This is a genomic window from Curtobacterium pusillum, from assembly GCF_007673235.1.
Classification (GTDB): domain Bacteria; phylum Actinomycetota; class Actinomycetes; order Actinomycetales; family Microbacteriaceae; genus Curtobacterium; species Curtobacterium pusillum_C.
Genome location: NZ_VDZH01000005.1, coordinates 266,912 through 280,379 on the forward strand (window position 1 = coordinate 266,912; position 13,468 = coordinate 280,379).

Below are 13,468 nucleotides of genomic sequence, written 5' to 3' on the forward strand. Positions count from 1 at the left end.
ATGAGAGCTGCCGACCGCAGGGCGGAAGCGTCACCGGTGACCGTTCTCACCGCAGATCGGCGCAGTGCGAAGCACGCTCCCCGCTGGCTTCGCGTTGGTCCCTTCCTGACCGATGTCTTCGTCGTCCTCTGCACGGTCTCCATCGTCGAGATCTGCGTGCTCGGGACGGACCCCGGCCACGTGGATGTCCTCGGGACCGAGATCCCGTACCAGCTCTACTCCGTCGCACTCGCTGTGATCTGGATCAGTGCGCTCACGATGGGGGCCGCTCGGTCTGCGGCGACGGCTCTGGACACTTCAGCCTCCTACCGACGGGCCGTGCATGCGTCGGTGTTCGTGTTCCTCGGCGCCAGCGTCTTCGCACACTTCCTCAAGTCCGAGGTGTCGAGGACCTACACGGTCCTCGTGTTCGTGGTCGGCCTGGCTGGCCTCGTCCTCGGCAAGTCCTGCTGGAACGCGGTCGACGCTGCCCTCCGGGCGAGCGGCAGTTGCCGTGTTCCGGTGGTCTTGGCCGATCATGTGTGCTCGTCGACAGAGCACTTCCCCGGCGGCCGGGAGGGCGAGGGTTGGCACGGGTTGGAGATCGTCCAGTTCGTCACCGTCCCCCCATTCGACGACTCCACGACGGTGGACTCCGTCGACAGCTGGGTCGAGTCGACGGTCGAGACGGTCCGAGCGACCCGTGCGGGCTACCTCATCGTCGGGGCTCGCTTGGCTGCGGACCGACTCGCGATGCAGCGACTCGCATGGGGAATGGAAGGAACCGGTGCAGACCTCATGCTCTCGCCGCAGTTCGGCCTGGTCGGTCGGGGCAGGGTCGAGATGGTGCAGCTCGGCGGCCAGAAATGGGTCCATGTCCGCGTCGCAGGTCGAAGCCGGCTGCACCGGTTCGCGAAACGAGTGCTCGACGTCCTGGTGAGCAGTCTGGGCCTCGCGTTCCTGAGCCCTCTGATGCTGGTCATCGCTGTCCTTGTCCGCCGGGACAGCGATGGTCCTGCCATCTTCGTGCAGGAACGTATCGGGAAGGGCGGCCGACCGTTCTCCATGCTCAAGTTCCGCTCGATGAGGACGGGCAGCGCGGCGACGAGCGGCGTCCTCCGCAACGATGCGGACGGTCCGCTGTTCAAGATGCGGGATGATCCCAGGGTCACGTCGATCGGTCAGCGACTGAGGCGCTACTCGCTCGATGAGCTCCCCCAGCTCGTCAACGTCCTGCGTGGTGACATGAGCATCGTCGGTCCTCGGCCAGCGCTGCCAGAGGAAGTGGAACGGTACCGGAGTGCTGAGCAGCGCCGTCTCCTGCTGCAGCCCGGCCTGACGGGACCGTGGCAGGTCGGGGGACGCAGCGACCTGTCCTGGGAGCAGAGCATCCGGATGGACCTGTCCTACGTCGAGAACTGGTCCCTCACCGACGACCTCGCGATCATCGTCCGCACCTTCGGCGCGGTGCTCCGAGCCAGAGGGGCGTACTGATGATCGCGACCCGTCCCAGTCCGCGATGGCTGCTCCGGAGCGACGGAACCCAGTTGTTCCTCGCCTCGACGCCCCTCTTCGGCGCCGATCAATCTGCCCTGGTCACGAGGATCCGCGCGTTGCGCGAGACACGCGCGCCGACGTTCGTCCTCACACTCAACGTCGATCAACTCATCTCGACGTGCACCGATCCGACGCTCCGTCCCCTCGTGTCTCTGAGTGATCTCGTGACCATCGACGGCGCTCCGATCGCCGCGGTCGGCCGAGTCCTGGGTGGGCCTGCCACTTGTCGCAACACCGGGGCCGACATGCTGCCGCTCGTCGCCGCCAACGCCGCCGACCAGAGATGGCGCATCGTCGTGTGCGGCGGGGCGCCTGGGGCCGCCGCTGCGGCGGCGGCGAACCTCCGCACCAGACACCCCGGAGCCGATGTGCAGTCCGTGTCGGTACCTGTCCTCGACGGAGCGTCCGATCCCCGGGGCGCGGTCGCGGTCGAGGCGCTCGAGCGAGCCCGGCCGGACGTGGTGTTCCTCTGTTTGGGGTTTCCGCTCCAGGAGCAATGGTTCGCGCACTGGCGGGCAACCCTTCCGGATGCGGTCTACGTCGGCGCGGGAGCCGCTGTCGACTTCGCTGCCAACCGAGTCCGGCGCGCGCCACGCTTGGTGCAGCGCCTGGGAGCGGAGTGGTGTTGGCGGCTCGCGCTCGAGCCACGGCGCCTTGCACGTCGGTACCTCGTACGCGGGCCCCGTTTCATCGGGATCGCCGCACGCAGCATCGGCGATCGGTACCTGCGAGGGTGTCCGTGACCGCCTCTTCTCCGACCGTCGCTGTGATCGCCTGTACACACAACCCTGGCTCGAACGTGGATTCGTTCGCCGCCCGTCTACGGAATCTGGCGCTGTGGGCCGACACCGTGATCGTTGTCGATGACGCCTCGACGGACGGCTCGTCCGTTGTGCTGCGACGCATGGCAGATCAGGTCGAGAACGTCCTCCACGTGCCCGCTGCGACCAACCTCGGAATCGCTCGGGCACGCAACCTGGCGCTCGCGCTGTGCGACACCGATTACGTCTGGTTCGTCGATGATGACGACGAGTGGCCCGCCGGCATCGAGGTGGCCCTTCGGGAAGCCGCGACGCTGGATGCAGACCTCGTGCAGTTCCGCGCCGTCTACTGTCCCGCTCCGGGCAGTCCCACACGCGTGGTCGACGGCATCGACGGGGACGAGGTGGTCAGCGGTGCGTGCGGTCGGTCGGCTCTCCTCGGCGGACAAATCGGAGGGTTCCTGTGGTCGAAACTCATCCGGCGGAAGGCGTTGGGGAGAGACCCTTTCCCGCCGATCTCTGCACACAGCGACGTGGTTGGCGTCGCGCGTGTGCTCGCAAGCGCGCGACGTGTGGTCTTCCGGAGCACGGTCGTCTACCACTACGTTCACCGCGCTGAGTCGGTGTCTCGCCGCAGTGAGCCTGATTGGCGGGCACTCGAGTACGCCTGTCATCGCGTCGTCGAGCTTGTCGGCGGATCGTCGTCCCCGACCGATCGGTCCTTGTTCGTCGCGACGTTCCTCTGCCGAGCGCTCATCCGCACGCCGGTGCGGAGCCGGGTCGATCGCGCAAAGCGGTGCCAAGCCTCGGAGATGCTGCAGCGCACTTGGCGCGACCTCGATCGCGATCTCGTCCGTGCCCGGGACCCGATGCTGTGGTCCATCGTGTCGCTCGGCGCGCGCTCGCCCGGCACGACCCGGATCGTGTACGCCGCGTTGTACCGCACACTGGACGGGCTCCGCTGGCTCCGCCGCTCGGCCTTGGCACCCCACCGGTGACGGGCCGCCGTGACAGAGGACGACTGGTTGCCAGTCGGTTCTCCGTGTTCGTCGCCGTGCCGGCGTTGACGTCGCTGGTACCGCTGCTCGCGCTGCCCGGAGTGACGGCGTCGGCTGGCACCGCCGGGTGGGCGGCGGTAGCGATCGGTCAGTCCATCGGCGCAGCAGGCGCTGTCGTCACGGAACTCGGATGGGGTCTCACCGGCACGGTCCGGGTCGGTCGACAAGCAGCGTCGGCAGCACGTCAGCTCCTCGCCTGGTCGTTCGCTACCAAGGCCATCGTGCTCGTCGTGGTGGCTCCGGCGGCAGCCGGCGCAGCGGCTTTGCTCGCTCCGGCGTACCACCTCGAAGCAGCGGCGATCGCGGGATTCGGTGCGTTGAGTTCGGTCAACGCTGTCTGGTTCTTCATCGGTCGAGGTGACCCGACAGCACTCCTGCTCTTCGACGCGCTCCCCCGGACGCTCTGCGGAGTCACTGCGGCGGTGCTCCTGCTCGGTGGCTCCTCCCTGTGGATCTTCGTGCTCGGTGTCGGGATACCCGCCATGGCCGCGCCGGTACTCGCGGTACGTGCGGTGCGACTGCAGCGGTCACATCTCACCGGGATGACCTGGCGGCGGCTCCTGCGGGTCATCGTGATGCAGCGCACGGCGTTGGCCGGTCGGGCGGTGAGTGCCGTCTACATCGCCCTCCCGGTGACACTCGTCGCCGCGGTGGCTCCGACCTCGGTGGTCGCGAGCTTCGCTGGCGCAGACCGGTTGCAGCGCATGGCACTCACAGGTCTTCAGGCCGTGCCCAACACCGTCCAACACTGGGTCGGCTCGTCACCTGGCCTGCGGGAGCGCCTGATCCGGGCCCGGAACGCCGCCCTAGTGTCAGTAGTGGTCGGCGGAGGAGTCGGAGCGGTGTTCGTGCTGGTCGCCCCAGCCTTGTCGCGGATGCTCCTCTCGGAAGACACCGCGGTCACACCCTCCGCTGCGATGTGGTGCGCCGGAGTCATCACCGTCGTCAGCGGGTCGCGGATCACGGGCAGTGTCATCTTGGTCGTGCTGCGAAGAGTCCGGTTCATCGTCATCAGCGCCACCGTCGGTGCCAGCATCGGTCTGGTCGCTATCCCGCTCGGTGCGCAGCTGTACGGCGTCTCCGGCGCTCTCTGCGGGACCCTGCTCGCCGAACTCGGCGTGCTGGGAGTCCAGGTAGCCGCAGCAGTCCGCGGTTGGGCCGCGACGAGCCGAGTTTCGTGATGGCCAACGCGCTCGATGACCGGTTCGGCTCCGACCTCGCGTGAAGATCGAGTCGAACGTGTGGACAATCATCTGAACACGTGTTGTGGTGTTGCGCGCTGGACACGGCATCGAGGAGGTCGAAGGGTTCTTCCCCGACGCCAGGCTGATTCAGCCCTGGGCACGATCGGAGTTCCGGCCTCCCTGCACCAGTGCGTTGATCGCCGCAATGAACGCGCTGCAGTCCCGTTCGACGAGTTCGTCGATAATCGTCCGCGATCCGGGGAACGCCTGGCGCGGCGCGTCGGCGAGCACGTCGAGCGCTCGAGCCAACGTCTTCGGGTCCTCAGGCGGCACGGTGACGAGCTGTCCCGGAGGGAGGCGCCGTGAGAGCGCCGCGAGAGCGGGCGACTGTCTCGTGACGACGGCGCGCCCCATCGCGAGACCTTGCCAGACCTTGTTCGGGATGACCCCTGCGGCCTTCACCGACCCCCCGAACACGCCGAGGACGACATCGGCCTCCGCTACCAGGCTCGCGAGTGTCTTCGAGCTCACGGCGGCGTCGAGGAAATGGCAGCGCCCGTCAACGGCGAGCGCACGAGCAAGTGCGCGCGTGTCACGGACTCCGCCAGCGTGGTCGGCCTCGCCGACGAGCGTGAGGCGAATGTCCCGCGTCGTGGCGGCGAGCGCCTTGACGACGGTGGGAACACCATGCAATGGGATGTACCAGCCGTAGTACAGGACCCGGAGGGGCTCGTAGTCGCGTGTGGCTGGAATCGCGGTACTCATCGCCCACGACGGCGCCCCGACCGCGATCGACAAGACCCTCGACCGTGGGAGTCCGTGGGCGGTCCGCAACCGCTGTGCTCGCACCTCGGTGTCGATGAGGGCGAGGTCCGCGAGGTGGATCGCAACACGATCGACCAAGCGGGCGAGCACGCTGCGAAGTGAATGCGGCGAGGCCGATCCCCAGTCGCCGATGACGGTCTCGTGCCGGCCGACGAAGCTGTCGACGACCAACCGAGCACGCCGCGCGCGCGCGATGCACCAGGCGATCGGGACGAACGGGAGCGAGAACTCGGACACGAAGACCACCGTGGCACCCGCCGTGCCACGCCAGGTGGCGAGCAAGTCGCGCAGGTAGCGGACGAGCACGTTCCCACACTCGGTCCGCACCACGACGCGGACCGAGAACTCCCTCGCGAGAGCCGCACGCAGCAGGACGTTCCTTGGGTACTCGGGATCATCGACGCGGACGTAGGCGACCACTCGCTCGGTCACGCCGTCGCCCTGCTGGACGACGACAACGGAGGGCGGGGCCCCGGTCCGGAGACCTCCGCCCGAGCTCGTATCCACCGCAGCCGCCGCGCCAAGTGGATTCGATCCCCTATCGGCAACCTGTGAACGTGGTTGAGCATCCGCTCGACATCAACGTCGGTACCTTGCGGGGCCGCTCCTCGGGGGAATCCCGCTCGTCTCCAGCTGAACCATGCCGGTACCCAGCCGAGTTCGCGCCGTGCAAGTGCGTCGAACGCTGCCTCGACGTCGGGTGAAGCCGAACGCGCCCGGCTCCACGATGCCGACCGCGACAGCTGTGCGTCGTGCCGACGGTATGCGACGACGGGGATAGTGGTCCGTCTGAGCGAGTAGCCCGCTCCTGCCGCTCGAAGCCAGAGGTCGTAGTCCTCGCTCGCCACGGATCGGTAGCCAGCGAGGGTTTCGAGCGCATGAGTCCGAGCGATCATCGTCGGGTGCATGAACGGGTTCTCGACGAGGAGCCGGCTCGCCGCTCCTCGGTGCGAGACGGGAGTCAGACGCTGTGGGCGGCCCCAGGCACCGGTGTCGCTGAAGTGGAAGACGGGAGAGAACAGGAAGTCATCGTCGTCGCGGAAGGCGAGGAGCTGGCTGGAGAAGCGCCAGGGGAGCGAGACGTCATCGGCGTCCATCCTGGCGACGAGTTCTGTGTCAACGTACCTGAGTGCGTCGTTCATCGCGGCTCCGTGCCCGACCGAGTGGCGGTGCGGATGGAGCACGACGCGACGGTCGTCGATCGCCCGGACGATCTCGGACGTCTGGTCGTCACTGCCGTCGTCACGGATCACGACCCGCGCAACGTGCCGGCTCGCGAGAACGCTCGTGATCGCTCGCAGGATGGTGCGTCCAGCGTTGCGAGCTGGCATGCACACGGTGATCTGGGGCGCGGGGAAAGAGGACATCGTTGCTCCGAGACGAACGTCGTTCAACAGGGCGGGAGTGGAGGCGTCGGGCCGGACCGGTCGGGTTCGACCCGAGCGGCGTATCGCAGCAGATCGCGGTCGATGAGTTCGCTCGCGACTTCCCGCACGATGTCGGGAGCGAGGCCGAGCTTCGGCGCGATTGCATCCGGAGTCGTCGCGATCGCGCAGAGCCGCCAGACGGTGGCCGCAACCGGTGAGAGCCGAAGGAGTCGATCGCCCGCGAAGACTGTCAGGTCGCCACCGGCCTCGATGGCATCTGTGTACTCCGCCCGCACCATCGCGCCACTCGGCGCTTGCGCCCGATCATCTTGCATGTCGTCGACCACATCGGACCAGGGCAGGGTGCGCTTCGCGCAGCGTGCGATGACGGTTGCCAGGTCGACCTCTGCTGCCTCGCTGTAGCGCAGCCGGATCGCACCCCCACAGTCCGCGATGAGCCGCGCGAGTCGATGCAGCGGTCGGGGCAACGAGGACAATCCCGACGTGTGCGGGACCAGTGCTGCCATGGAATCGACCAAGTCGAGGCGAGTCGCGGTCACCTCACCGGTCTCGACTCGGTCGAGGAGGACGAGCGCATCGAGCTGCTGAGGGCCCCCTGCGAGCATCGTCGGCGGTCGCTGGTCCTTGACGGACCCGCCCGCCACGATCGAGAGCGGCTTGCGGTACGGCGAGACCATCCCAGCATGGTCGACCGCGACGAGCTCGTCTGTCAGGTAACCGCTGTGCGCGTGCGTCTGAACGAACGTGGTCTTCCCAGCACCAGACGCGCCGATGAGCGCACTGCAACGAGCTCCGCCGAGCCGAGGGAGCGCCGCAGCGTGCAGCAGAAGACGGCAAGAAGCCTGACGTCCCACCAGAAAGCGTGTGACCTCTCTCGAGAGGTCGCTCAAAACCGTTCGTACGGCGGCGTCACGTTCGCGAAGCGACCTCGTGTACGCGGACACACACCGGACGTCCGCTCGACCGTCGGGTGTTCCTACCGCGACGGGCGCGCAGCCAACCCAGACACGCATCGCTTCGCGTCTGCACAGTCGAACCACGCTGGCCTGCGCGCCCGCGAACTCAACCGTGAGGATGATCGCTCCGATCGTCAGCTCCATCCAGACGAGGAGCTCGGGCTGGAGGGCACCAGGAGCCAGGTCGGCCCGAGGACTCACGAGATGAGCGAGCTGATGTCGATGGCGGTCCGCCCGACGGCTGGCTGCACGGCATTCGCGTCGTACTCGGTTGCGTTCGTCACGTTCTGCCCGCCCACCCAGCTCAGGACGCCGACGTGGTAGCTGTTCAGGATGAAGAGGTAACTCGAGGCCCACTTGCCGGTCTGAGGACGGAGACGAACGTTGATGGTACCCGGGAAGTCGTCGGGCAGAACGGGGCTCTGCGACGGGTAGGGCATAGCGGCTTCATCGAGACTCAGCCCGAAATGCATCCCGACGCCCCCGTTCACCCACGTCCCCGGTGCCAGGACCGCGTTGGGTCCACGATTTGTCTTGCTCCGCCAGCCCCGGACCCCCTGCTTCCAGGTGCGTGCTGTGTAGTAGGACCCGCGTGGCGTCGTGTAGTCCGGAACCTGCAGATCGACATTGATGTCCACGCCGTTGTACGCGAACGCAGTCCCCGGGACGGCGGAGTCGGTCAGGAAGCTCAGGTAGGTCGACTTCTTCCCACGCCCCCACGTCGTCTCCGGTCCGGTGACGGCGGCGAGGAAGCTGATGTCGAGCGTTGCGACGAGGTAGTCGTCGGTCGCGGTGAGCGAGATCACCTTGGGCTCGAGCGGTCCGACGAGGTCGGCGTCGAAGGCACCGTTGGCCACCGGCACGCTCGATGGCACAGAAGCGCCACTGTCGGCGGGCAGACTCAACCGCACGGATGTGACACTCGGGTACGGCCCGAGGTTGAAGGGCTTCGCAACGGAACCCGTGACCCGCACGGTCGTTCCGACGGTCGGATTCTCGGTGTCGCCGGTGAGGGCGATCGATCCGTGGCCGAACTCTGCAGTCGCGTCAGTCGCCCCGACTCCGGACACGCCGGCGTTGAGGATGACCTTGCCGCCTTGGTCAGCTGTCAGCCGTCCGCATCGAGCCCTGAGCATGACCTGCCCTGAGGCGTCGGTCGTGGCCTGCAGGAAGCCGCCGGTGCCGACCGAGCCGCCCCCGTCGACGGAGACGGTGAACCCCGGCAACGTCGCCGAACTGCTGATGAAGAGGTTGACCGATTCGTTCGCGAGGGCTTTGCCGTTCCCCGAGAGGACGGTCAGCGTGAACAGTTGGGTGTCGCCGTCGGCGATCTGGGCGCTGCTGGGGCTCAGTGTCGCCGTTGCGGTCTCGGACGCCGCCAGAGCCGGCGCGGCGGCGAGGATCGTGACTGCGGGAACGGCCATGGCGGTAGCGGTGAGTAGCGTTCGCCTCGCGACCTTCGACGCGGTTTGGTCCTGAGACCCCGACTGTGGTCCTGCGGGCGAGTGATCGGCGGGTCTGGTCAATTCGAGCCTCTGGTACTGGGGGTGGGCGCACGTCGGAGTTGTGACGAGCGCTGACGACGCTACGGAGGTCGCAGCGCGGCGAGTACTGCGGTGCGTCCACCTGAGTAGCCGCGGCCGTGTACCTGAGGATGGAGCTCACACCTCATGGATCCCGTTGGAGACCGACGAGACGAGCTGCTGGGATCGTCACCCGAAAGACGAGCCCAGCAGCTCGCGGTGCCGCCCCACACCGCGCGGTCCCGGCCTGCGACCGGACACCACTCGATAACGATGGCCGCCCGGAAGCCACATCAACGCTCGGCTGTTCAGTTCTGAGTACTGATCATCGACTCTTTGAGCAATCGGGATCGGCCCGCCGGGACGGGTGCGGACAGCAAACGAGAGGGTCCGATCGTGGTGGCCGATCGGACCCTCCCTGCCCAGCGGACTCGACGATACGATCAGGGTCGTCGCCGAGGCGCGGGCAGCCGGTGACGCACTCACAAGGGGTGCGCGAACGGGCACATCGCCCAGACTGCAGGATTGCCTGCTCGAGCATCCTGCGGCGAGGAACACCCCGGTGACGAACGGGGTGCCGGTTCTGAGTACGTCGAGCGCGGCACTGAGCATCCGAAGGAGCCCGTGTGCGGCTCCGCTACTCCGTCCTGCGCACCCGGGGCGGTTCGATGGACACCCGGGCGCCGCCCGTCAGATGTCGGTTGATCGGCACCGAGGAGTGCTCAGTCCGACAGCGCGGCGTGACCATTCCTCCGACATCGGTTCACTGCTCCGACTCCAGCCAGTGACGATGGCCGACGTTCCCGGAGCGGGGGCGATCCGTTCCAGACCATCCACGGGAGAACCATGCAGAGCAGCGCGAGCCCCATGTCCCTTCGGCCACGCGGTAGACGCGCCACCCTCGTCGCGAGCCTCGTGACGGCTGCGAGCTTGATCGGCGTCGTCGGGCCGGCCAACGCTGCCGCCGTCGCCACCGAGGTGTCCTGCGGATCGGCGGCAGCTCCACCGGCGGCACCCGGACGCCCACAACTCGCTCGTGAACCGATCACCGTGCCGGACGAGGACGGTGCGCCGCTGCGGATGTACGCGGGCCTCATGCTGCCGCCGGCCGTCACGGTCGATCCTTCGACCGGCCACGTCCTCACCGCCCTCTACGCAGCCGACCGGACTGTTCACGTCGTCGAAGTCGATCCGGATAAACCTGAGCGCGCCACCGCGGATGTAGGGCTCGCGACGGCCGACGGCGCTCCTGCACGCTTCGACCAGGGGTATGCCACGTCGTCGGCGGCGAACGGCAACCTCAACGACTCCGCGAACAACCTCACGATCGCTGTCGACCGCTCCGGCTACGTCCACGTCGCGGGAAACGTCCACAACTCGCCGCTGTCGTACTGGCGCTCGACGGAACCGCACGACGTCCGGTCCCTGCGGAACGCTGCCGAACCGGGCGCGATGCAAGGCGTCTGGATCGTGAAGGACGCGACGGGCTCCGAGGTCAAGCGGTACCTGGGGTCCGGTGCCGAGCTCGGGGCGACGTCGTACCCGGACATCTTCGACGGCCCGGACGGCGCTCTCTTCATGTCGTGGCGATCGGGGATGGCCGGGCAGGGCAACGAGTTCCTCTACCGGTTCGACGAGTCGACACGCGTCTGGAAGAGCGTCGCCGGCTCGACGATGTACGGCTCCTACCCCGAGGGGCACGTCCTGCTCGAAGGCATGAGCAGCGGCGTGAGTCCGTTCTCCACCCGCCCGGTTCGCTTCCCGGACGGGTGGTACTGGAAAGCGTGGTCGTGGCGATCCGACAGCAACGACCCGGACTCGAACGGTCGCATCTCCGCCGCCAAGAGTCGCGACCTCACAACCTGGTACAGCCCCCGGGGCAAGGAGCTCCCGTCCACGATCAGCTTCTCGAACCCCGACGTCATCGTGGACGATCTCCCGCTCCACAGCTCCGGACTCCTGAACGGGCAGGTGCAGATCGGGTACGACAGCGCCGGCTTGCCTGTGGTCACGTACTTCAAGTACCGGGACAAGGACGGTCAGCGCACTTCTCAGATGTTCGCGGCCCGCCTCCCCGGGGTGTCGTCGTTCTGGGTGCCGCAGCAGGTCTCGAACTGGAGCGGCATCACCACGCCGGCGGCAGAGCCCCCTTTGGCCATGCTCGGCGGCGCACGTCCCGACACGAGCGGTGCAGGCGAGTTCACGATCCAGTACAGCTGCCCGGAGAGAAGCGAGGCGCGGACGGCGATCATCGCCACTGGCGCGTACATCGGCAGCTCGCGGCTGGTGTCTGACGGGTGGTCCGCCACCGCGTCGGAGCCAGCCGCCAGCCTGCAGCGCCGCACCGACCCGAACAGGTACCCGCAGCTCGTTCCGCGCGTCGCCTTCGGCTCGGCGTCTACTCCGACCACGTGGATGTTGGGGTGGGACAGTGGGCGGTACATCGTCGACGGGAGCGCTCCAGGGCAGGACTTCCCGTCCGGCGGTTCACCTGCCGTCCTGTACGCGGTCGAGCACGCGATGCCACTGCGAACACGCGCAGAGGACCGCTGAGCGCAGCGCGGCTGATGGAGGTTCAGGCGCAAGGCGGAGCACCTCGCGTCCACGTGGGTCTTGCGCGACGCACATTCGCGATATAACGTGACTCCGCAAACGCGATACATCGCGAGTTCGAGGAGGCAACATGGCCCAGGAGAAGTGGCTCGTCGAGGAGCCGAAGGTGATCGACACCGGGATCGTCCGCCGCTTGCGCGTGGGCCTCGCCGGTGGTCAGGTCGACGTCGTCGCCCACGACGAGCCGACCGCCCGCGTCGAGGTGCACAGCGTGTCCGGCAAGCCGATGAAGATCGAGCTCGACGGCGACACGCTCACGATCGACCACCCGCAGGTCCGCTGGGACGACCCGATCGGGTTCCTGAAGTCGTTCCGCGGCAAGGCCCACGCCGACGTCAGCGTGCTGGTGCCCCGCGACGCGGTCGTCACCGTCGGGGTCGTCTCCGCCGGCGCGCTGCTCTCCGGTACGAACCGCGGCGCCACGCTCAACACGGTGTCCGGCGACCTGGTCGTCGACGAGATCGCGGGCGACGTGACGGTCAACGCGGTGTCCGGCACCACGACCATCCGCGAGCTCGACGGAGCGCTGACGGTGCACACCGTCTCGGGCGACGTCGTGGCGACGGGTGCGATCCCGCGCTTCTCGGCCGACGGGGTGAGCGCCGACGTCGTGCTCGACCTGCACGGCACCCCGGACTCGGCACGCGTGAACACGGTGTCCGGGTCGGTGAGCGTCCGGCTCGAGGACGGCGTGCCCTACCGGTGCACCGTGAGCACGGCGTCCGGCAAGCTGCAGTTCGACGACTCCGAGATCCGCGGCGTCCGTGGCTCGTACGTCAAACAGGGCGGCGAGCTGTCCGGGCAGTGGCTGGACCTCCGGGTGAACTCGGTCTCCGGCGACATCGCGGTGCTGCACGCGGCACCCGAGGCGCCGGCGTTCGTGGAGACGGAGGTCGTCGAATGAGCCCCGTCTTCGCCCACGGCCACCTGCGCCTGTACCTCCTCGTCCTGCTCGCCGACCACCCGATGCACGGGTACGAGGTCATCCAGGCCCTCGGCGACCGCTTCGGCGGCACGTACGTCCCGAGTGCCGGCACCGTGTACCCGCGGCTCGCCAAGCTCGAGGAAGAGGGACTCGTCTCGAAGTCCGCGGACGGCCGGAAGACCGTCTACGCGATCACCGATGCGGGTCGGGCCGAGCTGGACGCCCGCGCCGACGAGATCGCCGAGGTCGAGAACGGCGTCAACGACTCCGTGAAGTCCCTCGCCGACGGCGTCCGCGCCTCGGTGGGCGAGGCCATGCGGTCGCTCCGCGCCGACCTCGCCGCGAGCGCGCAGAGCCCGCGCGGCCGGACCGTCGACGAGCCCGTCGACGTGCCGTCCGAGGGCGCCCGAGCACTCCGCGAGGTCGAGATGGCCCTGTCGTCGTTCCGGCAGCAGGTCCGTGCGGACCTCCGCCGCCGCGCCACGCGCGGCACGCTCACCGCCGACACCGTGACGCGTCTGCGCGACGGCCTGGAGGCTCTGCGCAAGTCGCTCTGACGGCCGTCGGCCGACAGACGGGGACGACCCGTGCCTCCAGGCAGTCCGCTCGTCGGCCGACGGCCACGGCATCGCGCCCGCCTCTGGACATCGCGCCCCGTCGCTCCGGGGCGCGATGTCCGTGTGCGGGCGCGACAGTACG

General features: G+C 68.2%; 11 protein-coding genes. 7 read left to right on the plus strand and 4 right to left on the minus strand.

Annotation, left to right across the window (positions count from 1 at the left end; all coding sequences use genetic code 11):
- Positions 1 to 36: 36 nt before the first annotated feature.
- Genes FS532_RS15155 through FS532_RS15170 form a run of 4 tightly spaced genes read left to right on the plus strand, consistent with a single transcriptional unit; the run spans position 37 to position 4,536 of the window.
- Positions 37 to 1,473: a sugar transferase gene (locus tag FS532_RS15155; protein ID WP_186322068.1), complete on the plus strand. Its 1,437-nt coding sequence runs from the start codon at positions 37 to 39 to the stop codon at positions 1,471 to 1,473.
- Positions 1,473 to 2,279, plus strand: a complete 807-nt coding sequence (locus FS532_RS15160; RefSeq protein WP_144756136.1) for a WecB/TagA/CpsF family glycosyltransferase — start codon at positions 1,473 to 1,475, stop codon at positions 2,277 to 2,279. The genes FS532_RS15155 and FS532_RS15160 overlap by 1 nt, the downstream gene beginning before the upstream one ends.
- On the plus strand, positions 2,276 to 3,295 hold the full coding sequence (locus tag FS532_RS15165; protein ID WP_186322069.1) for a glycosyltransferase family 2 protein: 1,020 nt from the start codon (positions 2,276 to 2,278) through the stop codon (positions 3,293 to 3,295). The genes FS532_RS15160 and FS532_RS15165 overlap by 4 nt, the downstream gene beginning before the upstream one ends.
- A gap of 44 nt (positions 3,296 to 3,339) precedes the next feature.
- Positions 3,340 to 4,536 (plus strand): hypothetical protein, encoded by a 1,197-nt coding sequence (locus FS532_RS15170; protein WP_144756142.1) that lies wholly within the window; start codon positions 3,340 to 3,342, stop codon positions 4,534 to 4,536.
- Between the two features lie 150 nt (positions 4,537 to 4,686).
- On the opposite strand, the gene FS532_RS15175 is transcribed toward FS532_RS15170, so the two are convergent.
- The 4 genes from FS532_RS15175 to FS532_RS15190 form a co-directional block, all read right to left on the minus strand.
- Complete coding sequence (locus FS532_RS15175; RefSeq protein WP_144756145.1) at positions 4,687 to 5,535, minus strand: glycosyltransferase; 849 nt, start codon at positions 5,533 to 5,535, stop codon at positions 4,687 to 4,689.
- A gap of 257 nt (positions 5,536 to 5,792) precedes the next feature.
- The gene (locus FS532_RS15180) at positions 5,793 to 6,731 is read right to left on the minus strand and encodes a glycosyltransferase family 2 protein (RefSeq protein WP_144756148.1); all 939 of its coding nucleotides are present in this window, start codon (positions 6,729 to 6,731) and stop codon (positions 5,793 to 5,795) included.
- Between the two features lie 23 nt (positions 6,732 to 6,754).
- Positions 6,755 to 7,429 carry a hypothetical protein gene (locus FS532_RS15185; protein WP_144756151.1) on the minus strand — a complete coding sequence of 225 codons (675 nt, stop codon included), beginning with the start codon at positions 7,427 to 7,429 and terminating at the stop codon, positions 6,755 to 6,757.
- Between the two features lie 476 nt (positions 7,430 to 7,905).
- On the minus strand, positions 7,906 to 9,234 hold the full coding sequence (locus FS532_RS15190) for a hypothetical protein (RefSeq protein WP_144756155.1): 1,329 nt from the start codon (positions 9,232 to 9,234) through the stop codon (positions 7,906 to 7,908).
- Between the two features lie 864 nt (positions 9,235 to 10,098).
- On the opposite strand from FS532_RS15190, the gene FS532_RS15195 reads away from it, so the two are divergent.
- The 3 genes from FS532_RS15195 to FS532_RS15205 all read left to right on the plus strand — a co-directional run bounded on the left by FS532_RS15195 (position 10,099) and on the right by FS532_RS15205 (position 13,326).
- Positions 10,099 to 11,784, plus strand: a complete 1,686-nt coding sequence (locus FS532_RS15195) for a BNR-4 repeat-containing protein (RefSeq protein ID WP_186322071.1) — start codon at positions 10,099 to 10,101, stop codon at positions 11,782 to 11,784.
- Positions 11,785 to 11,914: 130 nt separating this feature from the next.
- Complete coding sequence (locus FS532_RS15200; protein WP_144756161.1) at positions 11,915 to 12,748, plus strand: DUF4097 family beta strand repeat-containing protein; 834 nt, start codon at positions 11,915 to 11,917, stop codon at positions 12,746 to 12,748.
- The gene (locus FS532_RS15205) at positions 12,745 to 13,326 is read left to right on the plus strand and encodes a PadR family transcriptional regulator (protein WP_144756166.1); all 582 of its coding nucleotides are present in this window, start codon (positions 12,745 to 12,747) and stop codon (positions 13,324 to 13,326) included. Before FS532_RS15200 ends, FS532_RS15205 begins: the two co-directional genes overlap by 4 nt.
- Positions 13,327 to 13,468 lie beyond the last annotated feature (142 nt).

Coding starts and splice junctions, on each gene's coding strand:
- FS532_RS15160 (WP_144756136.1), top strand. CDS start 1,473: ATGATCGCGACCCGTCCCAGTCCGCGATGGCTGCTCCGGAGCGACGGA.
- FS532_RS15180 (WP_144756148.1), bottom strand. CDS start 6,731: ATGTCCTCTTTCCCCGCGCCCCAGATCACCGTGTGCATGCCAGCTCGC.
- FS532_RS15185 (WP_144756151.1), bottom strand. CDS start 7,429: ATGGTCTCGCCGTACCGCAAGCCGCTCTCGATCGTGGCGGGCGGGTCC.
- FS532_RS15195 (WP_186322071.1), top strand. CDS start 10,099: ATGTCCCTTCGGCCACGCGGTAGACGCGCCACCCTCGTCGCGAGCCTC.
- FS532_RS15200 (WP_144756161.1), top strand. CDS start 11,915: ATGGCCCAGGAGAAGTGGCTCGTCGAGGAGCCGAAGGTGATCGACACC.
- FS532_RS15205 (WP_144756166.1), top strand. CDS start 12,745: ATGAGCCCCGTCTTCGCCCACGGCCACCTGCGCCTGTACCTCCTCGTC.